The following is a 23,409-nucleotide window of genomic DNA, read 5'->3' on the forward strand; positions in this document are numbered from 1 at the left end:
AGTCTGCTGAGAACCTGTCCCAAGGAGAATTTCGAAAAGAATTTTTCGGATTATATCGGGATTGGCAAGCGGCGTCTCAGTTCTTCAGTAGCTGATCAGGGCTTGTCATAAACGCCATCCATGCCCCAGAATCAAAACCCATGACAACACACTCCATGAATCCATTACTGGACACCCTGCAGGCCTATCCTTTCGAGCGGCTGCGGCAGTTACTGGCCGGAGTAACGGCTGCAGACCGGGAACTGATAGATTTTTCCATTGGCGAGCCACGCCATCCAGCACCGGGGATTGTCAGTGAAGCGATTATTGAGCACCTGCATGGTTTGACGGAATATCCCAAGGTGTTGGGTGACCTGCGGCTGCGTCAGGCGGTTGCCCAATGGGCCAGCCAACGCTTTCACTTGCCGCCCGGTTTTCTGAACCCCGAATCCCAGGTCATTCCTGCCAATGGCAGTCGTGAGGCACTGTTCAGTATCGCCCAGGCCGTGTTACCCGCCTGCGCAAAGCCTCAACCGCTGGTATTGCTGCCCAATCCTTTTTATCAGATTTACGAGGGTGCTGCGCTGCTGGCCGGAGCAGAACCCTATTATCTGAATTGTGGCACGAATGGTCAGCCCGATTTTAAAGCGATTGATGAAACAGTTTGGGCACGCTGTGCCCTGCTCTATATCAACTCACCTCATAATCCCACGGGAGCAACGCTGTCCTGCGAAACCCTGCAGTGGCTTATTGAGAAATCCCGTCAGCATGGATTCGTACTGGCAGCAGACGAATGTTACAGCGAGCTGTACACGGGTCCAGATGCTCCCGCTGGCATTCTTGAAGCTGCTGCACAAACCGGTAGTCTGGACAATGTGCTGGCTTTTCACAGTCTTTCCAAGCGTTCCAGCATTCCCGGCGCGCGCAGTGGCTTTGTGGCCGGTGATGCCAAAATACTCAAGGCTTTTGTCCTGTATCGGACCTATCTGGGTGCGGCGATGCCACCTTTTATTCAGGCGGCGTCCATCAGTGCCTGGCAGGATGAAGCCCATGTTATCCAAACCAGGGCCAGTTATGCGCAAAAATTTGTCGCAGCCCAGACTATTCTCGGCCAATATCTACCCGTTGAAATACCGGCTGGCGGTTTTTATCTCTGGCCACAGGTCGGAAATGGTGAAGCCTTTGTGAAAGCCCTGTTTGCCGAAGAACATGTACGCTGTCTGCCGGGAGCTTATTTATCCCGGGAGGCGCAGGGCTGTCATCCCGGTCAGGATCGGGTGCGCATTGCCCTGGTTGGCAGTCATGAAGACTGCGTCGACGGACTGGAGCGGATTCGGCATTTTCTGGAAACCCATCCATTATCCTCATTTTCCATTTGAACCATTTGTGAAGGAGCTTTCGTGAGCCAGAGTCTTGAAACCATTATTGATGCCGCCTGGGAAAATCGGGCGGAAATTTCACCCAAGCAGGCACCCGCCGATCTGCGCGATGCAGTTCATCAAACCATTGAAGGGCTGGATAAAGGCGTGCTTCGGGTTGCCGAAAAGCGTGATGGCGAATGGATTACCCATCAGTGGATCAAAAAAGCCGTGCTCTTGTCTTTTCGCCTCCATGATAATAGCCGTATCCCGGGCGCGGAGACCAATTTTTATGACAAGGTGCCGGGCAAATTTGCCGACTATAACAGCAACGACTTTCGCACCGGAGGCTTTCGCGTGGTGCCGCCCGCCACCGCCCGGCGTGGGGCTTTCATTGGCCGCAACTGCGTACTGATGCCTTCTTTTGTGAATATCGGCGCCTATGTGGATGAAGGAACCATGGTCGACACCTGGGCCACGGTCGGATCCTGCGCCCAGATTGGCAAAAATGTGCATCTTTCCGGGGGCGTCGGCATTGGCGGTGTTCTGGAACCGCTGCAGGCTAATCCCACCATCATTGAAGACAACTGTTTCATTGGTGCGCGTTCCGAAGTCGTGGAAGGCGTCATTGTTGAAGAAGGCTCGGTAATTTCCATGGGCGTATTCATCGGTTCCAGTACCCGCATTTTCAACCGGGCTACTGGCGAAATCAGCTATGGCAGGGTGCCTGCCGGTTCGGTTGTGGTGTCCGGCAGCCTGCCCTCTCCAGATGGTAGCTACAGTCTCTACTGTGCGGTCATTGTCAAGCAGGTCGATGCCAAAACACTCAGCAAGGTAGGTATCAACCAGATTCTGCGCGATATCTGAAGGAAGCCGTACATGGAAAAAAGCAGTGTGCTGGCCTTGGCCGAAGACCTGATCTCCCGACCTTCGGTGACCCCGGAAGATGCCGGCTGTCAAAATCTGCTGATTGCGCGTCTGGAAGCGCTGGATTTTCAGGTGACGCGTCTGGCAGCGGGTGGCGTTGAGAATTTCTGGGCAGAACGTGGATCTTCCGGGCCTTATCTCTGCTTTGCCGGACATACGGATGTGGTTCCCACCGGCCCGCTGGAAGCCTGGCACAGTGATCCCTTCACCCCCAGCATTCGCGACGGCATGCTCTATGGACGCGGTGCCGCCGACATGAAAGGCAGTCTGGCAGCGATGATCGTGGCGGCTGAACATTTTGTCGCCCGGCATCCAGATCACGTCGGCCGCCTCGCGTTTCTGATCACCTCTGACGAGGAGGGTATTGCTACCCATGGTACCCGCCACGTCGTGGATTGGCTGCGTGATCAAAATACCCAGATTGACTGGTGCGTGGTGGGTGAGCCTTCTTCGGAAAACCGTCTGGGCGATGTCATTAAAAACGGGCGGCGCGGCTCCCTGAATGGACGTCTGACCGTGCACGGTGTGCAGGGTCATGTAGCCTATCCTGACAAGGCCGACAATCCCATTCATCGGGCTTTTCGCCCGCTGGCAGAGTTGGTGGATCAACAATGGGATGTGGGCAACCAGTTTTTTCCACCCACCCGTTTGCAGTTTTCCAATATTCACGCAGGTACCGGCGCCAATAATGTCATTCCGGGGCAGCTCAGTGCCGACTTCAACTTCCGCTTTTCCACGGAATCCACCCCGGAATCCCTACAGGCTGGCGTCCAGCATATTCTGGATGCAGCGCCAATCAATTATCAGATTGACTGGCAATTGTCGGGACCACCCTTTTTTACGGCTCCCGGCACTCTGGTGGCAGCCACCCAACACGCTCTGGAAAAAATTCTCGGTCACCCGGCCAATCTTTCTACGGGTGGAGGAACCTCCGATGGACGTTTCATTGCGCAACTGGGAGGCCAGGTGGTTGAGCTCGGCCCCATCAACAGCACTATTCACAAGCTCAATGAATGTGTGGCGGTGGCAGACCTGGAAGATTTGTCGCGGATTTACAGCGAAATCATGATCCATTTATTGGGGTCCCGCCTGGATGATTAAGCCTGTAGCGCACCCATTATATGGCCTGCTGAGTGTCGCTGCGTTACTGATGAGTGGTTGCGCCGGAGTCAGCCAGAAGGCCTCCCCGGGCAATCCCACCACCTTGGCTACGGCAAGCTGCAGTGCGCCGGCTCCCAACCTGCGGGCAGCCTACAATCGCAGTTATCAGATTCATGGACGCCTTTATCATCCCCTGCAAAGTGCCGCCGGCTACAATGTGCGTGGCCTGGCTTCCTGGTATGGATGGGAATCCGGTTCCAAAACTTCCATGGGAACCCCCTTTCGTCCCCGAGCTTATACGGCCGCCAGCCGTGACTTACCGCTCCCTATCTGTGCCCGGGTCACCAATTTGAGTAATGGTCGTAGCATTGTTGTTCTGGTGAATGATCGAGGACCCTTTGTGGATGGACGCAGCATGGATCTCTCCTATGGTGCCGCCAGTGCTTTGGGTATGACCCGCCAAGGTACAGCCGCCGTGCAGATTGTCGCGCTTGCCCCCTCCAGCATAACCCCGACCGGAGCAAACAGTTCCGAGCCCAGCCCGTCCATGCATACCCAGGAAATTCAAGGACCAACCCAAACCTATTTGCAAACCGGCGCTTTCAAAGCCCTGAACCACGCGACCGCAGAACGGAATCACCTGATTTCCGCCGGTTTCCGCGATGTGCTGATTGTGCCTGGCCTGGTTAAAGGTCAGCAGTTTTACAAAGTGCAGGTAGGCCCCCTTCCTGATGGCATAGCTGCCGTACAGGCTGTCGCCGCCATGAAAAAAATGGGTTTTCATGATTTTTACCCGGTGGAACAATAGGCAGTTTGATAATGCGTGACTTCATCTGGCCGAATTTTTATATTGTCGGTGCAGTGAAAAGCGGTACGACTTCTATTTATGCCTACCTGAAGCAGCATCCTCAGGTTTTTCTGCCTAACATGAAGGAACCACACTATTTCACCCAAGCCCATCCGCTACCCGAGCAGGATCATTTGATCCAGCGCGTATCCAGCGAGCAGGGATATCAACATTTGTATCGACGATCTGAAGGATTTCTTTGCGTGGGGGATGCCAGCCCTTCTTATTTGTGGTGTCCCGAAGCTGCAGAACGTATTTATAAAGTAAGGCCGGATGCCCGGATTATTGTCATTTTGCGCGATCCGGTGCAGCGTGCTTATGCCCAATATCTTATGGACCATAACGAAGGCGTTATTGACTTGCCATTTTTAGCCGCCTTGGAAAAAGACTGGACGTGCCCGGACAAGGGTTGGGGAGTCTCTCAGTTATATCTGGAACTCGGCCAATATGCCGGACAAATTTACCGGTATCAGCAGCGCTTTGGTACCGAAAACGTCCATATTTGCCTGCTTGAAGACCTTAAGAAAAATCCTGCAGATGTCCTCAAAAACATCTGCGAATTTCTGGGAATTGATCCGCAGGCAATCACGAGCATCAATCTTCAACCTATTCATAATGCCTATCGCCTGGTGCGGGGAAACTGGGCGCGCACTCTCGCCAGCCATCCTATCACTCGTCACATTGGCGAACACTATTTTCCCCATCGTTGGGGAGATTACATCTGGCGTCATTTTTTCCTGATGGAAAGCCACAAACCGCCGATGGATGCCGAAGCCCGGCGTTTTTTACAAGCTTTTTACGAACCGGAAATCCAGCAACTGGAGAAACTGCTGGATCGACCACTACCGGAACTCCGGAGCTCCTGGAAAAAGCTGGATTAGCTTATTGAGACTGACAAAACCAGAATGTGCGCAAAGGTTTTGAGTCAACGCAACAGGGAACTTAAATCATCTTACGAATGACTAAATAAAATGTAAAATTACACAGATAATCACCACAAACACCATCGAAAAGGACTGTCATGCTGATACCGGCATCGCCCACTGCTGCCGTAGTTTCCAGTGCACCCCCAACAGCCCTGGGCGCCAAGGAAACGCGGCATATTTTGATTCATCTTCATTACCTTCCGCTGATTCCGGAAGATTATCTGGGCTTACATGGGCATATTCATAAAACTTACCTGTGGCGCTTTAAAATCCCGCGTGCCTTGCAGGCCCTTGCCGCATCGGATTCATGGCAAGATCCCTGGAATCCATTGGTACTGGGTGCCTTATATCAGTTCGAAGCTGTGCATAATCTAACGATAGTCCCAGGAGGAATGGGCATACGTGGATTGCCCCTGAACATAGAAAAAGCCCTGTTACACGCAAAAAAAACAGATCCGGATCCCTGGACCTGGATACTGGTGACTAAATTTCCACGCCCGGAAGAAATTCATTTGTTTATGGGCGGACGTGGCTGGATTTTCCAGAGCAAAGCCAATACCGGCGTCATGCATGCGACCCCGGATGGGACCTGGCCGGTTTATGCCCGTGATCCCCACACCGCCATGGTCGGCCGCTTTCCCATACCGGTATCCCACGCGCAAATACGCTTATATGAAGCCGCAAAGTCGGCGGGTTATGCCCTCCAATCCGTGCATTACTCCCGCTATCATCACCACTGGGTGCAGTACCAACATTATGATGACCCGGATATCCGTTGGGTCAATTATTTCGACAGAGGCCGTGCCGTACATTTTTATTCCCGGGCCAATTACGGCTTTCCACAAAGTGCGGGATGCGTGGAGCTTCCCAAAAGCGCAGCACGCAAAGTGTACGGACTCGTCCATTATGGAACGCCTGTTACCGTCAGCCACGCTGCGATCGGCCCGTGGGATCCGCCAGGAAGTCAATACCTGAAAGAACCTCTGAACATTAAACCCATCCATTTAGCTTATCGAGAAATCGCTGCCAAATCCACAGCACTTAGCGTACATCTGCAATTGGTGGAAACTACTGCTTCAGACACGAATCAGTAGGCCTAAAATCAGCAACCTAAAAACGGGCAGTGAAGCCTGAAGGCTTTTTGCTCCAACGTCCCTTGCCTGTTGTTCTAAGGCTCATCCTGCTGTCAGGAGAGAACTCGCCCTTTGGGCTCAAACAGCTCTCCTGACGGGCGTAGGAATTCACCAAGGACAACAACGGCGCGGGCCAAAGTCGCGGCAAAGCCTTTAGGCCCACTGCGCGTTTTTTGAATATTTCCGGTCGTTGACGTGGATACTTTACCGATAATTATTGGCTGCTCGCAGCAGCGAGCTTCGCAGCGTCGATTTTTACCTTGGCATGATCGCGCAGATCACGCAAATAAGCTGCCGACAACAATCTTCCCCGTTGTTCTTCCAGTGAGGCACGAATTTCGCGTGTCACCTTGGGATTGATGGCTACCGAAGAAGGTGCCATCACCTGAGTTACCGCAAATATCGTATAGCCATTCTGCCCACGAACCATCCCCATGGAAGGTATATGCTTTATAGGAGCTGGAGCATCAAATGCTGCGCTCAGCAACGTTGGAGACAAACCCCGAGCATCTTTCCGGGTGACATTCAAATGGACTTGGACAGGATAAGTACCATCCGCACTCAACACCTCTACCTTACCGGCTTTCCTGGCCGAGGCCAGCAAGGCTTCTGCTTTGCTTTTAGCCAGTTGAGTGGCCTTTGCTGCCGTTAATTGAGCCACAATTTGACTTTGGACTGCTGCTAAAGTCTGGGCTCTACCCGGGGTATAATGGAGCAGATGAACGGCCATCAAATCTCCATTTTTCAGAGACAGAGCCGAACTGTTTTTACCCGCCAATACGGCTTTACTAAAAGCCAGATCCAATGCTTTCGGATCAGCAAAGGGACCACTGGATGATTGTTTTCCGGCGGTGAGCTGCCCGCTCGATTCAATGGTTAAGTGATACGCCTTCGCCACTGACTGAAGTCCATCGGGACTACTGAAGAGGCGATCCTTGAAGTTTTCAACCTGGGCCTGAAAAGCATTTTCAGCAGCCTGATCCGTCTTTTCTGAATTTTTGCTTCCGGAAGAAGCCGCTGCAGTAACGTCTTTTGCTGATGTCTGGTTCGCGCCAAGGAAGTTTTGCGGTCCCATAACCACGTATTGCACTTCAACTTCAGCAGGTAACTGGAATTCGGATAAGTGCGACTGATAAAATGACTGCACTGCAGCCGCATCCGGCTTGGCTTGCACAGCAAAATGCGCATCACTGATGGTCACTGTGCTGATATCCCGATATTCCTGCGACCAACCCCATACTTCAGTAGCTGCCTGATCAGAAGCATTGGCTACAATTTGAGGGACAACCTGAAGTTGCTCTAGCCGCATACTTTCCCGCAACATACCTTCAAATTGTGCAGGCGTCATCCCGTTGGCGGCTAATAATTTCTGGTATTTTGCCTTGGAAAAAATGCCCTTTTCCTGAAAGGCCGGAATGGCTTCAACTTTTTTGGCCAGGGCCGTGTCCGACACCTGCAAACCCAGGCGTCCTGCTTCAGTGCCCAATAATATATTATCAATCAATCCATTCAGTACATCATGCGCAAAGCTGCTCTGCTGCGCCATTTTAGCAGCCGTTTCTGCTCCAAAAACATGACTATAACGTGCTTGCGCTTCTTCCAGGCGCTTATGAAACACTGCTTCGGTAATTTTTTGGCCATTTACGGATGCGACAGCCGCAGGTCCGGAACTACCGGACATCAAATAGCCACTAACGCCCCAGAGGACAAAAGACAAAGCAATGAGTACCATAATGATTTTGGCAATAAATGATTGCCCAAAATTACGAAATACATCCATCATAATTACAATCCTCGCGAAATGTCACTCCGGTATACATGACCACTGTAAAAGTTGATGAAAGCCTTTCCGACTACGAATTACACCTAGATATAACCAAAGCGTACAGGGAATTCCACCTTAAAATAACAAAAAAGCGCCCGCTTGCGAGGGCGCCTTTCTTCATTTGGCGGGGCGGACGGGGCTCGAACCCGCGACCTCCGGCGTGACAGGCCGGCATTCTAACCAACTGAACTACCACCCCAATAAATTGGTGGTGGGCGGTGAGGGGCTCGAACCCCCGACATTCGGCGTGTAAAGCCGACGCTCTACCAACTGAGCTAACCGCCCTAAACCAGACGCGCTAGTTTACTGCATCACGCAGTGCTTTACCAGCTTTAAATTTAGGTGTGCGACTAGCAGAAATCATGATTTCTGCACCTGTTGCAGGATTCCGACCCTTACGCGCTTCGCGTTCAGAAACCAGGAAAGAACCAAAACCTACTAGCGTGACCTGATCACCCTCTTTCAAGGCAGCGGTAACCACTTTGATAGCGGCATCCAAGGTATGTCCTGCGGCGGCACGAGTAACACCTGCTTCTTCTGCAATTTTTTCGATCAATTCGGATTTGTTCATAATTTCTTTCTCCTGTTATAGACCCAGACACTTCTGTAAAACTACGAATCAGCTAATGCTAGTAGAGGTTATAGCAGGGTAAAAAAACACTTGTCAAGATCATCAACAAAATCTACAAACGATTTCACATGTTAGACCCTATCCATCTTACAGTTTTCGTCGTGATTTAGCGACGGTCACGCATTAATCAGCAGCAAATTATCAACAACGCCCGTTAATAGCAGAACATAATACAGCCTCTGAAAATAATCATATTCCCAGAGGCTGATAACTTCAGCCTAGTGAGCTGTCGCCTTATCTTCCGCGTTATCTCCTCCACCAACTGGTGTTACGACACCCAGTAGAGGCTCTCCATCATCAGGCAATGGCGTTGGTGACGTCTCCAGGGCAATAGCTAACACTTCGTCGATCCAGCGTACCGGCTTGATCGTCAGTGCATCACGCACATTTTTTGGGATTTCCTGCAAATCCTTTTCATTTTCTGCCGGAATCATCACCGTACTGATGCCCCCGCGATGTGCTGCCAACAGTTTCTCTTTCAAGCCCCCAATAGGCAGAACCTCACCACGGAGGGTGATTTCACCCGTCATGGCCACCGTAGCCTTGACCGGGATACCAGTCAGCGCAGAAACCAATGCCGTGGCCATGCCGATGCCGGCACTGGGACCATCTTTGGGGGTCGCACCTTCAGGAACGTGAATATGGACATCCCGATTCTGATAAAAGTCAGCCGGAATACCCAAGGCACGTGATCTGGCACGCACCACACTCATAGCCGCCTGAATGGACTCCTGCATAACGTCACCGAGTTTGCCCGTAATCAGGAGTTTACCCCGACCCGGTACAACCACGGCCTCAATGCTTAGCAATTCACCCCCGACTTCCGTCCAGGCCAAACCGGTGACTTCGCCAATACGATTTTCTATTTCCGCTTTGCCATAATCAAAACGCCGAACACCCAGATATTTGTCCAGATTACGATCGGATACCTGAATTTTGGTGCGCTTCTTGTCGAGCAATAGCTCTTTGACGACTTTACGACAAATGCGCGCCAGCTCCCGCTCAAGATTGCGCACCCCCGCCTCGCGCGTATAGTAACGGATGATGTCCCGAATCACGGTTTGCGAAACCTGCATTTCCCCGTCTTTCAAACCAGCTTTCTCGATTTGCTTAGGGAGCAGATATTTAGTGGCAATATGGATTTTTTCATCTTCGGTATAACCGGAAATCCGGATGACCTCCATCCGATCCATCAAAGGCGCCGGAATATTCAGAGTGTTGGCTGTGGTGACAAACATTACCTCAGACAAGTTGAAATCCACTTCCAGATAATGATCATTAAAAGTGGCATTCTGCTCCGGATCGAGCACTTCGAGCAGCGCCGAAGCCGGGTCTCCCCGAAAATCCATCGCCATCTTATCGACTTCGTCCATTAACATCAGCGGGTTACGGGTTGCCACCTTGGCCAGACTCTGGACAATTTTTCCTGGTAATGCGCCGATATAAGTCCGCCGGTGTCCGCGAATTTCCGCCTCATCACGCACGCCTCCCAGAGACATCCGCACAAATTTGCGATTGGTCGCTTCCGCAATGGAGCGGCCCAGACTGGTTTTACCAACACCGGGCGGACCAACCAGACACAAAATAGGGCCACGACTGTTACCCACACGTTCCTGCACAGCGAGATACTCCAGTATTCGTTCCTTCACATCCTCCAGACCATAGTGGTCCGCATCCAAGATGGCTTTGGCACGCTTAAGGTCTTTGGTAATCTTGCTGCGTTTACGCCAAGGAACACCAACCAGCCAGTCGATGTAATTACGTACCACCGTCGCTTCTGCAGACATGGGGCTCATCATGCGCAACTTCTTTAATTCGGCATCGGCCTTGGCCCGCACATCTTTGGGCATTCCGGCTTTTTCAATTTTACGGGCGAGCTCATCCAGCTCACTACCGCCCTCTTCGGAAAGATCGCCGAGCTCCTTCTGGATGGCCTTCATCTGCTCATTCAGATAATACTCGCGCTGGCTTTTTTCCATTTGCCGTTTGACACGTCCGCGAATCCGTTTTTCTACCTGAAGCAGATCAATTTCGGATTCCATCATGCCCAGCAGGTGTTCCAGCCGCACACGCGTATCTGCTTTTTCGAGAATATCCTGTTTTTCTTCCAGCTTGAGACTGAGGTGAGCAGCCACTGTATCTGCCAGTCGTGCCGGATCATCCATACTGGCCAGAGTAGACAAAATTTCTGGCGGAATTTTTTTGTTGAGCTTTACATAGGACTCAAACTGCGCACTGACTGAACGCATCAGCGCTTCCAGCTCACGATCATTGGTGGCACCACTAACCACGACCTGGACCTGGGCACGGAGCGATTCGTCGGCTGGCAAGAAAGAGACGATCTTGGCCCGGTCCGTACCTTCCACCAGGACTTTTACCGTTCCATCCGGCAGTTTCAGCAACTGCAAAATGGTGGCCAAGGTCCCAATGCGATAAATATTTTCCGGCTGGGGGTCATCATCAGCCGCATTTTTCTGAGAAACCAGCAGGATTTGTTTTTCTCCTGACATGGCTTCTTCCAGTGCGCGGATAGACTTCGCACGACCTACAAAAAGCGGGATCACCATATATGGAAAAACCACCACGTCCCGTAACGGAAGTACGGGCACCATCAGGGATTCTTCTTCTACCAGGAGACTTTTATCTATTTGCGCCACGGTTCACTCCAGAAATTCGATGATAACCATCATTAGGGAAGCAGATTGGGGCGCATGGTCGGATTTTCAACGCGCCCCCTGCTTGTTTCAGGCAGGATGAGACATATCCACCTTGATGGCATCGTCATAAACCAGAAGCGGCTTGCCGCTACTTTCCACCACGGCAACATCCACCACCACTTTTTTGACACCGGTCATGGAGGGCAGCTCATACATGGTGTCCAGCAAAATCTGCTCAAGGATGGAGCGCAAGCCACGGGCACCGGTTTTCCGCGCAAGGGCCTTTTTGGCAATGGCCTTGAGTGCCTCCGGACGGAACTCCAAGGTCACACCCTCCAGGGAGAACATTTTCTGATATTGCTTGATCAGGGCATTTTTGGGTTCAGTGAGGATGGACATGAGTGCTTCTTCATCCGACTCTTCCAAAAGTGCCAGAATGGGCAAACGCCCGACAAACTCGGGAATCAAGCCATAGCGCACCAGATCTTCCGGTTCCAGGTTCTGCATGAGCATGGCGGCAGTGGCATCCTTGTCCCGTTTTTTAAGGGGCGCGTTAAAGCCCATACCACCTTTTTCGATGCGGGAAGAAACGGATTTTTCAAGACCCGCAAACGCACCCCCACAAATAAACAGAATGTGACGGGTATCCACCTGCAAAAACTCCTGCTGTGGATGTTTACGACCACCCTGAGGAGGAACCGAGGCAACGGTGCCTTCAATCAGTTTCAACAATGCCTGCTGCACGCCTTCTCCCGATACGTCGCGGGTAATGGAAGGATTTTCAGACTTGCGGGTGATCTTGTCGATTTCGTCAATATAGACAATGCCCGTCTGGGCTTTCTCGACGTCATAATCACATTTCTGCAGCAGTTTTTGAATGATGTTTTCCACATCCTCACCGACATAACCGGCTTCGGTGAGAGTCGTGGCATCGGCCATGGCAAAAGGCACGTTCAACAGGCGCGCCAAGGTCTGGGCCAGTAGGGTCTTGCCGGAACCGGTCGGACCAATCAACAAAATATTACTTTTGTCGAGCTCCACTTCATTGTCCTTACCGCCATGCTCCAGACGTTTGTAATGATTGTAGACCGCCACGGAAAGCACTTTTTTGGCACTGTCCTGACCAATGACATAATCATCCAGCGTCTTGCGTATTTCCATGGGTTTCGGAAGTTTATCCTGCTGATCACCATGCAGATCATCCAGGATTTCGTCCTTGACGATATCATTGCACAGTTCAATGCATTCATCGCAGATGAATACCGATGGTCCAGCAATCAGTTTCCGGACTTCGTGCTGACTTTTTCCGCAAAAAGAACAATACAAGGTCTTTTCGCCACTTCCCTCATGCTTTCCAGCCATAGCTGTTCTCCTGCCTGTTTCAGGCGGTCTCGTTATCGCCGCGATGGGTAATCACGGCATCCACGAGATGGTAGGTTTGGGCCTCCTCGGCCGACATGAAAAAATCCCGGTCGAGATCCTGCTCAATGCGTTCGCGACTCTGTCCAGTATGGTGGACCAGAATATCATTCAGACGTTCACGAATGCGCAGAATCTCTTTGGTATGAATCTCGATATCATGCGCCTGACCCTGAAAACCACCAGAAGGCTGATGCAACATGATTCTGGCGTTGGGTAATGCGTAGCGTTTTCCCTCCGCACCAGCGGCCAGCAGCACGGCGCCCATACTGGCAGCCTGACCAATACAGACCGTGCTCACCTTGGGACGAATGAACTGCATGGTATCGTAAATAGCCATCCCTGCCGTGACGGACCCACCCGGGCTATTGATATATAAAGCAATATCCTTGTCGGGATTTTCCGCTTCCAGAAAAAGCAGCTGGGCTACCACCAGGTTGGCCATCATGTCTTCTACCTGACCCACCATGAAAATAACCCGTTCTTTCAGCAGGCGGGAATAAATATCATAAGACCGCTCACCACGACCCGTTTGTTCCACAACAATCGGAACATATCCCAAACCTTGGGGGGCGGACGTAACTGGATCTCCTGCTTGTTTCCACATCATTGCTGCTCCTCGATTAAGGGACGCTGCCACATGCGTCTGAATGCCCGATTTACGCTGCCGGAGTTACCGGAGAACGGCCAATCAACTGATTAAAGTTCACCGACTCTTCGGTCACTTTAACACGCTCCAGAAGCCATGCCACCACTTTATCCTCCAGCACCATGGCTTCTGCTTGTTCCAGCTGCTCCGGTTTGCTGCGATACCAGGCCACAAACTGGTCGGGATCCTCATATTGCTCGGCCATGTCGCGAATGACTTGCAGCACCTCGGCCGAACTGGCCTGCAGCTTTTCCCGACGCACGACTTCACTGAGGACCAGACCCAGCACTACCCGGCGCCTGGAGATATTTTCCAGATCTCCGGCAGCACTGGCATTGGGGTCTTTCTGCAATTGTTCCAGTTCCTGGGCCAACATTTGTTTGGGCAGATCTGGCTGGTTACTTTCTACAACCAGATCAAGCAGTTGAGATTTCACCTGGGCATGACTCAGCCTTTGGGCTTCGCGTTCCAGATTCTCCTTGACCTCCTGACGCAGGACGGCAACATCGCCTTCTTCGATACCCAGCGCCAGCGCAAATTCAGTGTTTAATTCGGGCAACTGTGCTTCAGCCACTTCCTTGACCTGGAGATGAAATTCGGCATTTTTGCCCGCCAGTTCTGCCACATGATAATCCGCAGGAAACTGTACAGAAACACTTTTTTCTTCACCGGCAGAAAGCCCGATGAGGCCTTGTTCAATATCAGGGAGCAGCCGCCCGGCGCCCAGGACTACCTGATAATCCACCACATCGCCGCCGGGCATGGGTTCGCCATCCATAAGTCCCTGGAAATCTACCGTAACCCGATCTTCATTTTGTGCCGCACGCGCGGTTTTAACATAAAAACGGCGCTGCTGGCGCATGATGTCAATAGTGGCGTCAACATCACTTTCTGTAACAACGGCACTTTTGCGAATCACCGTAGCCGTGGGGATTTGGGGCTCGAATTCAGGATAGACTTCAACAACCGCCGTGAACACGAAGTCCTCACCGCGCCCACCTTTTTCAACCTGCACTTCGGGACGCCCTACGGGACGCAGGGATTGTTCACGCACAGCCTGGGAATAGTGCTCGTTAATCAGCTGGTCAAACGTTTCCATGAGGGCATCTGAACCATAATGGCGTTCAACAATAGCCAATGGTGCCTTGCCCGGACGGAATCCCGGAAAGCGCGCTGAGCGGGCCTTGTTGCGTAAACGTTGCGTGACACCACTTTCCACCTCACTGGCAGAAATGGTCACATGAATGTGGCGTTCCAGAGGCGCAGCCTCCGGTGTGGAAATTTGCATGAACTGATCCTTGTTTTTCATTTTGTCTAAGCCTAAACGCCCATCATAAACACAAGCCCGCCACCTCTCAAGGTCAGCGCAGCCCCCGACTGCCCGGTTTCACCGGGACACCACCCGCCGCGCAGAGCGGACAATCTTCAGCGGACCAGGTCCGCACCGGCAAACGCAGGAGTGGATAAAACGGAATGCCATCAAAATCCTGGAAGCCTGCGCTACGATCAATAATTGCAGAACTGGCCAGTACCTTGCCACCTGCTGCCTCTACCGCAGTAATGCATTCACGGGTCGATCCACCGGTCGTAGTAATATCTTCAACGACCAATACGCCTTCACCTGGAGATAAAGCAAAGCCCCTGCGCAGGACCATCTGACCATTTTCACGTTCGGTAAAAAGACTGCGCACCCCCAGCGCCCTGGCACATTCATAGGAAACCAACACGGCACCCATGGCTGGTCCCACGACACAACAGATCTGCTTCCTGACTGCTTCTGGAATACCGGCAACCATCGCAGCACAGAGGCGTTCTGCATGTTCTGGATTCTGCAACACTCTTGCGGATTGCAAGTAAGTATCGCTGTGCAAGCCTGAGGATAATAAAAAATGTCCTTGTAACAAGGCAGCCTCATTTTTGTATAAATCCACTACTTCATCTGCTGTCACTGAGTTTGTTTCTCCATTAGTCTGATTTTATAAAATGGGACACATTATCCCGCGCAAGCAGCCAACAGGGCAGACAAGGCTTCGGCCGGGTCCGGCGCTGCAGTAATGGGGCGACCAATGACCAGATAGTCTGAACCCGCCGCCAGTGCTGCTCCAGGCGTCATGGTCCGCTTCTGGTCATCGGCGTCATGCTGGGCAGGCCGAATACCGGGGGTCACCAGACAAAACTCCGGATGCAATTGTTTGAGCCGGGAAGCCTCCTGCGCAGAACAGACCAGTCCATCCAGACCAGCCTCTGCACTGAGTGCGGCTAACCTTTCTACCTGTAGCTCAACGGGGTCATGCGCACCCAGCTGCGCCAGGGCATCTGCATCCAGACTGGTTAACACCGTCACCGCAATCAGCAGCGGCTGATGCCCGGAAGCCGTCACACCATCAACAGCCTCCCGTGCGGCCTCCAGCATGGCCTTACCCCCACTGGCATGCACGTTGAGCATCCAAACCCCCAGGCGGGCGGCAACCTGACAGGCTTTGGCGACCGTCTGCGGTATATCATGAAATTTGAGATCCAGAAACACCTCAAAACCCCTGTTCTGAAGTTGTTCAACCACTTTTGGTCCGGATGCCGTAAAGAGTTCCTTGCCCACTTTGACCCGGCATTGTTGAGGATCCAAAAGTTCAGCCATGGCCAGTGCTGCTGCCGTATCTGCGTAATCCAGCGCGACAATAAGTGGTGATTTCACAGCTTTTCCTCTCCTGAAAAGACACCCCACTGGCGACAACTGGGGCAGCGCCAGTAATACTGCGTACTTTGATAACCACAAGACTGACAATGAAACAGTTCTGGTTCCAGTTGCCACTGACGAACGGCCAGGGCCATTTTTTCGATCAGCTCCGCTTCCGGGGCGTTCGGGTCCATGCTTAACAACAGCTGAAACACCCGAAGATCAGGTTTTTTGATCAGAATATTCCGCAAAAAACTGCTGGCAGCCGCCTGCCCCTCTATTTTCTGCAAAGCTTCTGCCAGGCGTTTTATGGCCAGCGGCGAACGACAGTGGACCTGCAACCGCTGCAGGTGATCCTGCTGATGGCTCCCCAAGTGCTGCAAAACCTGCAGAAAGGGCTCCAGTACCAGTAAAATCGCCGAGTCAGTAGGCAGTGCCAGCAATCTATCCCAGTATTTGAAGGCACCCTGCCAATCTTTCTTGTCAAAAGCCAGGCGCCCGGCAATCATCAAGGCGCGCGGATTGTCGGGAATTTCCCGGCGCGCAGCATTCAGATACTTTTGTGCCTGAGAGCGATCCCCACTGCGCAGCGATTCTTCAGCCAGCTCGCCATACAACAAGGCGATTACTGTTTGCTGTTCAGACATTCCTGATTGGAGCAAACGCTTGCGAATGGCAATAGAAGAAGCCCACTCACTACCCAATTCATAAAGTTCTGCCAGCGTGGCAAGCCCTTCGGCATGATCGGGCTGACTTTCGAGCAATTCCTTGAGAATGCTTTCTGCCCGATCCAGAATTCCGGCTTTCAAATAATCGCGGGCAATTTCAAACAGCACACTTTGCCTTAACCCCTCAGCCAGAGCCGGCTGTTCCAATAAGTACTGATGTACCCGCAATGCCCTTTCCAGTTCGCCACGTCGTCGAAACTGACGGCCCAGGGCCAGGAGAATATCGACACTTTCCGGGTGTTGGCGCAGGGCTTCCAGAAAAACCTCTACCGCTTCGTCCTGACGTTCACTCAGAAGGTAATTCAGGCCCTGTATATAAACCTGAGGGATGGCTTTGCCAGCGGGGTCTTTTTGGGTACGTCCCAGCCAGAAGCCCAGCAGGGCAGCAAAGCCTGATATTATCCCCAGGACGAGGACAACGGCAGAATCCACGCCCAGAATGGTCAATCAGGCTTTGCCAGATGTATTCTCCGGATAATCGACTTGCTCGCGCAATTCCTTACCCGGTTTGAAGTGTGGAACCCGCTTTTCCGGCACCATGACCGATTCACCGGTCTTGGGATTACGCCCCTGTTTAGCTGGACGTACATGCATGGAAAAACTGCCAAAGCCACGAATTTCAATGCGCTCACCTTCAGCCAGTGCATCACTGAGGTAATCCAGCATATGGCGGGTGGCCATTTCGATATCACGCACACTGAGCTGCGGGTATTGGGCGCTGATGTTTTTGATCAATTCAGATTTAGTCATGATTTTTAGCTTCTTCAAATAAGCACTGATTGGAAAACTATAAAAACGTCAGACGGGAAGAACTTCGGCCTGACGCCAAAAAAAGTGGCTCCCCGGATACTCAATAAGGGCATCCTGGGAGCCGTTTCGCGATTAACTCTCTTCTTCCTGCTTGCGCTTGAGCTGCTCTTTAATCAGGTCACCCAGACTGGTGGTACCTGTTGCCGCGCTGCGGGCATACTGCTGGGTAGCAGCCGCCTGTTCTTCAGCACTTGGAGCTACTGCCACATCACGCGCCTTGGTACTCAGGGTCAAGGTGCGGTTTTTACGATCTACGGCAGCAATGGCCACCTCAATCTTGTCACCCGCAGCCAGGGTCTGGCCCTTGCTCAACTCACGCTGCGGCAGGTGGCCTTCAACCCCTTCACCCAGGCGAATTTCTGCGCCACGACCATCTACGGAAATGACCTCACCTTCTACCAGCGCGCCTTTTTCATTGGCGACGACAAACTGAATGAAAGGATCCGTTTCCATCTGCTTGATGCCAAGGCTGATACGTTCACGTTCCGGATCAATGCTGAGCACCACGGCTTCCAGCGTATCGCCTTTCTTGAAGTCACGCACGGCTTCTTCACCGGTACGATCCCAGGCCAGGTCGGAGAGATGAATCAGGCCGTCAATTCCGCCATCCAGACCCACAAATACGCCAAAGTCGGTGATGCTCTTGATCTGGCCGGAGACCCGATCGCCTTTCTGGAAGTTCTGGGCAAAATCATCCCATGGATTAGGCAGACACTGTTTGATACCCAGAGAAATACGGCGACGCTCTTCGTCAATATCAAGAATCATCACCTCCACTTCCTGACTGACATGCAGGGCCTTGGCCGGATTAATGTTCTTGTTGGTCCAGTCGATTTCGGAAACATGCACCAAACCTTCCACGCCTTCTTCGATTTCAACGAAGGCACCATAATCGGTGACATTGGTGACCTTACCAAAAATGCGGGTGGATTCAGGATAACGACGGGCAATATCACGCCACGGGTCTTCACCCAACTGCTTCATACCCAGAGAAATACGGCCTCTTTCGCGGTCGAACTTGAGGACCAGGACACGCACTTCGCCACCCACGGTAACCACTTCGCTGGGATGCTTGACGCGACGCCAACCCATATCCGTGATATGCAACAGACCATCAATGCCGCCCAGATCAATAAATGCGCCGTAATCGGTGAGATTCTTCACCACACCGTCGAGGATGGCACCTTCCTGGATGCTTTCCAGCAACACCCCACGTTCAGCGCTTTGTTCCTGCTCAACCACGGCGCGACGGGACACCACCACGTTATTACGCTTGCGATCCAGCTTGATGATTTTCATCTCGAGATCTTTGCCTTCGAGATAAGCCACATCACGCACCGGACGCACATCTACCAATGAACCTGGCAGGAAGGCACGGACACCATCAATGCTGACGGTGAAACCACCCTTGACCTTACCGGTCAGGAAGCCATGTACCACTTCATTGTCATTGAAGGATTTTTCCAGGTCGACCCAGGTCTTGGCACGACGGGCTTTTTCACGCGAAAGACGGGTTTCACCCATACCATCTTCGACCAGTTCCAGACAGACTTCCACCGAGTCACCGACCTTGACTTCGATTTCACCTTCGGCGTTGCGAAACTGCTCGGCAGGAATGGGTCCTTCGGATTTAAGGCCGACGTCGACGATGACAAAATCATTATCCACGCGGGTGACGATGCCGGTGAGCAACTCACCAGGCTTCAGACCCTGGGTACTCTGGCTTTCTTCAAACATCTCGGCAAAACTGGGTTCAACAAGCATTTCAGCGTTAGGGGTGGTCATAAATTTCAATAGGCCTCATGTACCGGGAGCACCGCAGGTGTCCCTTTTGATTACAGCTCAATGCCAAATCAATGGCGGCTTCAATTCTCCTGCAACGCGGTTTTTACCCACGCCTGCAAGACCGTATAGGTTTCGACGACTGTTTGCGCACTGGTATCCAAAATTCGGGCATCCGCAGCGGGCCGAAGCGGCGCGACACTGCGTTGTTGATCTCGGGCATCCCGTTCTGCAATTTCCGCCACAACGCTCGCGAGATTAGCACTAATCCCCTGTTCCATCAACTGATTGAGGCGTCGTTTACCACGTTCTTCGGCACTGGCGGTCAAAAAAACTTTCAGCGCCGCTTCCGGGAAAACCACCGTACCCATATCCCGGCCATCGGCCACCAGACCCGGAGCCTGGGCAAAGTCTCTTTGCCGCTGCAACAAGGCCGTACGCAGCGCCGGAATAACGGCAATTTGCGAAGTCAGGGCGCTGATCTGTGGGGTACGAATAGCCTCGTCCACCGGTTCATCGTGTAGCAGCACCAGGGTCTGGTTGCCATCCCCCCGAAAACACAAGGGCAATTCCAGCGCCAGCCGAACCAGGCCGGCTTCATCGTCTTTTGCGATTCCTGACCGATCTGCGGCCAGTGCCAGGGCACGATAAATAGCCCCGCTATCCAGCAAGTGCCAGCCGAGATCATGCGCCAGCATACGTCCCAATGTCCCTTTACCAACGCCGCCCGGTCCATCCAGAGTTACTACGGGAATCAGGCTCATGAGGCGAAAACCTCCAGGTTCAGTCCGGCCTGACGAGCCAGCACCGGAAAACCGGGAAAAGAGGTGGCGACATTGGCACAATCCAATATCTCAATATCTCCGGAGGCTACCTGCCCGGCCATGGCAAAAGCCATGGCAATGCGATGATCGCCATGACTGTCGACCTGCCCGCCACAGAGAGTGGAAGGCGTAATCACCGCCCCGTCAGGCCGCTCTTCCACTGCAACGCCCAAAGCGCGCAAACCGGCAGCCATCACGGCAATGCGATCACTTTCCTTCACCCGCAATTCTTCAGCTCCGGAAATGATACTGGGTGTTTTTGCACAGGCGGCGGCAATAAACAGGGCGGGAAATTCATCAATGGCCAAAGGCACCAAATGAGGAGGAACCTCAATTCCTTGCAATGGCGCATAGCGTACCCGGATATCCGCCACCGGCTCACCGCCAATTTCGCGCAGGGCCGTCAAATCAATCCGCGCACCCATCCGGGTGAGAATTTCAATGATTCCGGTGCGGGTGGGATTAATGCCTACCCCCTCAAGCAGCAGATCCGACCCCGGGGTGATACTGGCACCCAACAGAAAAAAAGCTGCCGAAGAAATATCACCGGGAACCTGGATACGTTGCCCGGTGAGCTGACCGCCACCTTCCAGGCAGGCACGATTTTCCTGTCGGGATACCGCATAGCCGAAACCTTTCAACATGCGTTCACTATGATCCCGGGTAGGTGCCGGTTCGGTGACGCAGGTTTCGCCCTGGGCATATAGACCCGCCAATAATACAGCGGATTTCACCTGGGCACTGGCAACCGGCATATCATAATGCAATCCCTGCAAGGGTTTTCCGTGAATGTGCAGGGGCGCTTTTCCGTCTTGTGACTGAATATCGGCACCCATGGCCGTGAGCGGCTTCAAAACCCGACCCATGGGTCGCTTCTGCAAACTTGAATCACCCACCAGGGTGCTGGCAAAAGTCTGCCCGACCAACACCCCGGACATAAGACGCATAGCCGTGCCTGAGTTACCACAATCCAGCGGAACTTGCGGCGCTTTCAGGCCATGCAGCCCTACTCCATGAATGCGCAGATGACCATTTACCGGGCCTTCCATCTGGACCCCCATGGCCCGAAATGCCGCAATGGTCGCCAGTACGTCTTCACCCTCCAAGAGCCCTTCTACCTCGGTCACCTTTTCGGCGAGGGCACCCAGAATGACGGAGCGATGGGAAATGGATTTGTCTCCCGGAACAGGGAAGCGGCCTTTGATCGCATTGCCAGGTCTAACGAGGTAGCGGGTAGTCATTCAGAAAGCACCGGTGGAAAATGAAATTGTTGGCGAACCGTTTTGCCACGCGCCAGCCAGGACTGCAGATCAGGCGTCGCTTCGTCCACCAGAAATTGTTCTGCCAGCCTTAAGTTCTGTTGGAGTTGTTGCAGTTGCTGACGCACTGCCTGCTGGTTTTCCTGCAGAATTTCGGCCCAAAGTGCGGGGTTGGAGTCGACAATGCGCGAGAAATCACGCAAACCGCCACCCGCCAGATTTTCCAGACCGGGAAACTGCGGCTCCAGTCCGGCCAAATAGATAAATGCCAACAAATGCGGCAGATGACTGGTAGCTGCCAGCGCTGCATCGTGGGCCTGGGGCGACATTTCCTGTACCTCGGCACCCAAGGCCATCCAGAACTGCCGGACTTTGCCCAGCGCCAGCTCATCCGTCCGACCTGCCAGCGGCGTAAGAACCACTTGTGCAGCGCGATACAAGTCTTCGCGCGCTGCCTGAAAGCCAATCATTTCACTGCCGACCACCGGATGACCCGGCACAAAGCGCGCCCCGAAGATTTCCGTAGCCCGGCAGGCAATAGCATTTTTGGTACTGGCCAAATCGGTTATTACCGCAGCAGGAGCTGCCCAGCGCGCAATTTCCGGGAGCTGGGCCAGTAATACTTTAGGCGGAGTGGCCAGCAGGATCAGGTCGGCATCCACCAACACGTCCGGCAACTGATGACCCAGTTCAATCCGCCAAGGTTCTGCGCTGGACTGCAGAGAGGCTACGGCAGATGCACTGGGCAACGCGGCATGAATATGACCCTCATACCCCACAGCGCGCAAGGCCTTGGCAACACTGCCACCCATCAGCCCGAGACCCACTATGGCCACTCGCTGAAAGGGAATCTCCGGCATCTTACAGTTCGCGCCCTATGGCCGCTGCGACTTTATGTAAATCATCCATCAAGGTCATCAACTGCTGAGGGCTAAGCGCCTGATCCGCATCACACCAGGCTTCTTCAGGACAGGGATGGGATTCCACCAGCAAGCCATCGGCTCCGGCGGCAATGGCGGCTTTGGAAAGTGCCGGAACCAGCCAGGACTTACCACCGGCGTGGCTGGGATCGACGATCACCGGCAGGTGGGTTTCCTTCTTGAGTACCGGGATAGCCGTGACATCCAGCACATTCCGGTAGGAAGTCTCGAAAGTACGGATGCCCCGCTCGGCAAAAATGATTTTGTGATTACCATGGGCGGCAATATATTCCGCTGCCATCAACCATTCCTTGACCGTGGCGCTGAGACCCCGTTTGAGAATGACCGGCACATCCAGACGCCCCACTTCCTTGAGCAGATCAAAATTCTGCATGTTGCGGGTACCAATCTGAATAATATCCACCCCTTTTTCCAGAAAAAGATCAATTTTTCGGACATCCATCAATTCGGTAACAATGGGCAGGCCCACCGCATCAGCAGCCGTCCGGAAATAGTCCAGGCCCTCATCACCAACACCCTGAAAAGTATAAGGACTGGTACGCGGTTTGAAAGCACCACCGCGCATCAAACGGCATCCAGCGGCTTTCACTGCCTCTGCAGCACTGCGCATCTGTTCCGGCGTTTCTACGGAACAGGGGCCGGCAATAATCTGGATTTGTTTACCACCAAAAGGAATTCCCCGCACCTCAATGATGGTATCGGTGGACTTGAATTCACGACTGACCAACTTATAGGGTTTGAGAATGGGCATAACCTGTTCCACTGCGGGTAAGGATTCCAGGGCGCCTTCCGGCAACAAGCGTTCGTCGCCCAGCAGACCCACCACGGTCCGTTCCGAGCCAGTACTGACCATAGGCTGCAGGCCGAATTGGCGAATCCGCTCCAGCAGCTGTTCCATCTGCTCTGCGCTTGCTTGTGGTTTGACGATAACGATCATGG

At 53.0% G+C, this 23,409-nt stretch carries 21 protein-coding genes and 2 tRNA genes; 6 read left to right on the plus strand and 17 right to left on the minus strand.

What is annotated here, in order from left to right:
- Positions 1 to 140 precede the first annotated feature (140 nt).
- The 6 genes from dapC to HAP95_RS05435 all read left to right on the plus strand — a co-directional run bounded on the left by dapC (position 141) and on the right by HAP95_RS05435 (position 6,232).
- Complete coding sequence (dapC, locus tag HAP95_RS05410; RefSeq protein WP_215883293.1) at positions 141 to 1,358, plus strand: succinyldiaminopimelate transaminase; 1,218 nt, start codon at positions 141 to 143, stop codon at positions 1,356 to 1,358.
- Positions 1,359 to 1,379: 21 nt separating this feature from the next.
- The gene (gene dapD / locus HAP95_RS05415) at positions 1,380 to 2,204 is read left to right on the plus strand and encodes a 2,3,4,5-tetrahydropyridine-2,6-dicarboxylate N-succinyltransferase (RefSeq protein ID WP_215883294.1); all 825 of its coding nucleotides are present in this window, start codon (positions 1,380 to 1,382) and stop codon (positions 2,202 to 2,204) included.
- Positions 2,205 to 2,216: 12 nt separating this feature from the next.
- Positions 2,217 to 3,365: a succinyl-diaminopimelate desuccinylase gene (gene dapE, locus HAP95_RS05420; RefSeq protein ID WP_215883295.1), complete on the plus strand. Its 1,149-nt coding sequence runs from the start codon at positions 2,217 to 2,219 to the stop codon at positions 3,363 to 3,365.
- Positions 3,358 to 4,173 carry an SPOR domain-containing protein gene (locus HAP95_RS05425; protein WP_215883296.1) on the plus strand — a complete coding sequence of 272 codons (816 nt, stop codon included), beginning with the start codon at positions 3,358 to 3,360 and terminating at the stop codon, positions 4,171 to 4,173. The genes dapE and HAP95_RS05425 overlap by 8 nt, the downstream gene beginning before the upstream one ends.
- An 11-nt stretch (positions 4,174 to 4,184) precedes the next feature.
- Positions 4,185 to 5,093 carry a sulfotransferase family protein gene (locus tag HAP95_RS05430; RefSeq protein ID WP_215883297.1) on the plus strand — a complete coding sequence of 303 codons (909 nt, stop codon included), beginning with the start codon at positions 4,185 to 4,187 and terminating at the stop codon, positions 5,091 to 5,093.
- Positions 5,094 to 5,233: 140 nt separating this feature from the next.
- On the plus strand, positions 5,234 to 6,232 hold the full coding sequence (locus HAP95_RS05435; protein ID WP_215883298.1) for a L,D-transpeptidase family protein: 999 nt from the start codon (positions 5,234 to 5,236) through the stop codon (positions 6,230 to 6,232).
- A 253-nt stretch (positions 6,233 to 6,485) separates the two neighbouring features.
- On the opposite strand, the gene HAP95_RS05440 is transcribed toward HAP95_RS05435, so the two are convergent.
- The 17 genes from HAP95_RS05440 to aroF all read right to left on the minus strand — a co-directional run bounded on the left by HAP95_RS05440 (position 6,486) and on the right by aroF (position 23,407).
- Positions 6,486 to 8,054: a peptidylprolyl isomerase gene (locus HAP95_RS05440; protein WP_215883299.1), complete on the minus strand. Its 1,569-nt coding sequence runs from the start codon at positions 8,052 to 8,054 to the stop codon at positions 6,486 to 6,488.
- A gap of 164 nt (positions 8,055 to 8,218) precedes the next feature.
- Positions 8,219 to 8,295 (minus strand) — tRNA-Asp (locus tag HAP95_RS05445).
- Between the two features lie 10 nt (positions 8,296 to 8,305).
- Positions 8,306 to 8,381 (minus strand) — tRNA-Val (locus tag HAP95_RS05450).
- 13 nt (positions 8,382 to 8,394) lie between these two features.
- Positions 8,395 to 8,667 (minus strand): HU family DNA-binding protein, encoded by a 273-nt coding sequence (locus HAP95_RS05455; RefSeq protein ID WP_193650112.1) that lies wholly within the window; start codon positions 8,665 to 8,667, stop codon positions 8,395 to 8,397.
- Positions 8,668 to 8,945: 278 nt separating this feature from the next.
- A complete protein-coding gene (gene lon / locus HAP95_RS05460) occupies positions 8,946 to 11,384 on the minus strand; it encodes an endopeptidase La (RefSeq protein WP_438263648.1) in 2,439 nt (812 codons plus the stop codon).
- A gap of 87 nt (positions 11,385 to 11,471) precedes the next feature.
- Positions 11,472 to 12,746, minus strand: a complete 1,275-nt coding sequence (gene clpX, locus HAP95_RS05465; protein WP_215883300.1) for an ATP-dependent Clp protease ATP-binding subunit ClpX — start codon at positions 12,744 to 12,746, stop codon at positions 11,472 to 11,474.
- 19 nt (positions 12,747 to 12,765) lie between these two features.
- Positions 12,766 to 13,413 (minus strand): ATP-dependent Clp endopeptidase proteolytic subunit ClpP, encoded by a 648-nt coding sequence (clpP, locus tag HAP95_RS05470; RefSeq protein ID WP_438263649.1) that lies wholly within the window; start codon positions 13,411 to 13,413, stop codon positions 12,766 to 12,768.
- A 49-nt stretch (positions 13,414 to 13,462) separates the two neighbouring features.
- The gene (gene tig, locus HAP95_RS05475) at positions 13,463 to 14,740 is read right to left on the minus strand and encodes a trigger factor (RefSeq protein ID WP_226832586.1); all 1,278 of its coding nucleotides are present in this window, start codon (positions 14,738 to 14,740) and stop codon (positions 13,463 to 13,465) included.
- A 73-nt stretch (positions 14,741 to 14,813) separates the two neighbouring features.
- The gene (gene pyrE / locus HAP95_RS05480) at positions 14,814 to 15,401 is read right to left on the minus strand and encodes an orotate phosphoribosyltransferase (protein WP_215883302.1); all 588 of its coding nucleotides are present in this window, start codon (positions 15,399 to 15,401) and stop codon (positions 14,814 to 14,816) included.
- Positions 15,402 to 15,445: 44 nt separating this feature from the next.
- Complete coding sequence (pyrF, locus tag HAP95_RS05485; protein WP_215883303.1) at positions 15,446 to 16,144, minus strand: orotidine-5'-phosphate decarboxylase; 699 nt, start codon at positions 16,142 to 16,144, stop codon at positions 15,446 to 15,448.
- A complete protein-coding gene (locus tag HAP95_RS05490) occupies positions 16,141 to 17,301 on the minus strand; it encodes a tetratricopeptide repeat protein (protein WP_215883304.1) in 1,161 nt (386 codons plus the stop codon). Before HAP95_RS05490 ends, pyrF begins: the two co-directional genes overlap by 4 nt.
- Entirely contained in the window at positions 17,302 to 17,604 is a 303-nt protein-coding gene (locus tag HAP95_RS05495; protein ID WP_010638105.1) for an integration host factor subunit beta, read from the minus strand.
- Between the two features lie 132 nt (positions 17,605 to 17,736).
- Complete coding sequence (rpsA, locus tag HAP95_RS05500) at positions 17,737 to 19,449, minus strand: 30S ribosomal protein S1 (protein ID WP_215883305.1); 1,713 nt, start codon at positions 19,447 to 19,449, stop codon at positions 17,737 to 17,739.
- Positions 19,450 to 19,529: 80 nt separating this feature from the next.
- Entirely contained in the window at positions 19,530 to 20,210 is a 681-nt protein-coding gene (gene cmk, locus HAP95_RS05505) for a (d)CMP kinase (protein WP_215883306.1), read from the minus strand.
- Complete coding sequence (gene aroA / locus HAP95_RS05510; protein ID WP_215883307.1) at positions 20,207 to 21,511, minus strand: 3-phosphoshikimate 1-carboxyvinyltransferase; 1,305 nt, start codon at positions 21,509 to 21,511, stop codon at positions 20,207 to 20,209. The genes cmk and aroA overlap by 4 nt, the downstream gene beginning before the upstream one ends.
- Positions 21,508 to 22,389, minus strand: coding sequence for a prephenate dehydrogenase (locus tag HAP95_RS05515; protein WP_215883308.1), 882 nt, complete (start codon positions 22,387 to 22,389; stop codon positions 21,508 to 21,510). The genes aroA and HAP95_RS05515 overlap by 4 nt, the downstream gene beginning before the upstream one ends.
- Before the next feature lies 1 nt (position 22,390).
- Entirely contained in the window at positions 22,391 to 23,407 is a 1,017-nt protein-coding gene (aroF, locus tag HAP95_RS05520) for a 3-deoxy-7-phosphoheptulonate synthase (RefSeq protein WP_215883309.1), read from the minus strand.
- Positions 23,408 to 23,409 lie beyond the last annotated feature (2 nt).

Origin of the sequence: Acidithiobacillus sulfurivorans (genome assembly GCF_018853815.1) — a bacterium.
GTDB lineage: Bacteria > Pseudomonadota > Gammaproteobacteria > Acidithiobacillales > Acidithiobacillaceae > Acidithiobacillus > Acidithiobacillus sulfurivorans.

Excerpts from the sequence above, each read along its gene's own strand:
- dapC (WP_215883293.1), top strand. The coding sequence starts at position 141 with ATGACAACACACTCCATGAATCCATTACTGGACACCCTGCAGGCCTAT.
- dapE (WP_215883295.1), top strand. The coding sequence starts at position 2,217 with ATGGAAAAAAGCAGTGTGCTGGCCTTGGCCGAAGACCTGATCTCCCGA.
- HAP95_RS05425 (WP_215883296.1), top strand. The coding sequence starts at position 3,358 with ATGATTAAGCCTGTAGCGCACCCATTATATGGCCTGCTGAGTGTCGCT.
- HAP95_RS05430 (WP_215883297.1), top strand. The coding sequence starts at position 4,185 with ATGCGTGACTTCATCTGGCCGAATTTTTATATTGTCGGTGCAGTGAAA.
- HAP95_RS05435 (WP_215883298.1), top strand. The coding sequence starts at position 5,234 with ATGCTGATACCGGCATCGCCCACTGCTGCCGTAGTTTCCAGTGCACCC.
- HAP95_RS05440 (WP_215883299.1), bottom strand. The coding sequence starts at position 8,054 with ATGATGGATGTATTTCGTAATTTTGGGCAATCATTTATTGCCAAAATC.
- HAP95_RS05455 (WP_193650112.1), bottom strand. The coding sequence starts at position 8,667 with ATGAACAAATCCGAATTGATCGAAAAAATTGCAGAAGAAGCAGGTGTT.
- clpX (WP_215883300.1), bottom strand. The coding sequence starts at position 12,746 with ATGGCTGGAAAGCATGAGGGAAGTGGCGAAAAGACCTTGTATTGTTCT.
- clpP (WP_438263649.1), bottom strand. The coding sequence starts at position 13,413 with ATGATGTGGAAACAAGCAGGAGATCCAGTTACGTCCGCCCCCCAAGGT.
- tig (WP_226832586.1), bottom strand. The coding sequence starts at position 14,740 with ATGCAAATTTCCACACCGGAGGCTGCGCCTCTGGAACGCCACATTCAT.
- HAP95_RS05495 (WP_010638105.1), bottom strand. The coding sequence starts at position 17,604 with ATGACTAAATCTGAATTGATCAAAAACATCAGCGCCCAATACCCGCAG.
- rpsA (WP_215883305.1), bottom strand. The coding sequence starts at position 19,449 with ATGACCACCCCTAACGCTGAAATGCTTGTTGAACCCAGTTTTGCCGAG.
- cmk (WP_215883306.1), bottom strand. The coding sequence starts at position 20,210 with ATGAGCCTGATTCCCGTAGTAACTCTGGATGGACCGGGCGGCGTTGGT.
- aroA (WP_215883307.1), bottom strand. The coding sequence starts at position 21,511 with ATGACTACCCGCTACCTCGTTAGACCTGGCAATGCGATCAAAGGCCGC.
- HAP95_RS05515 (WP_215883308.1), bottom strand. The coding sequence starts at position 22,389 with ATGCCGGAGATTCCCTTTCAGCGAGTGGCCATAGTGGGTCTCGGGCTG.
- aroF (WP_215883309.1), bottom strand. The coding sequence starts at position 23,407 with ATGATCGTTATCGTCAAACCACAAGCAAGCGCAGAGCAGATGGAACAG.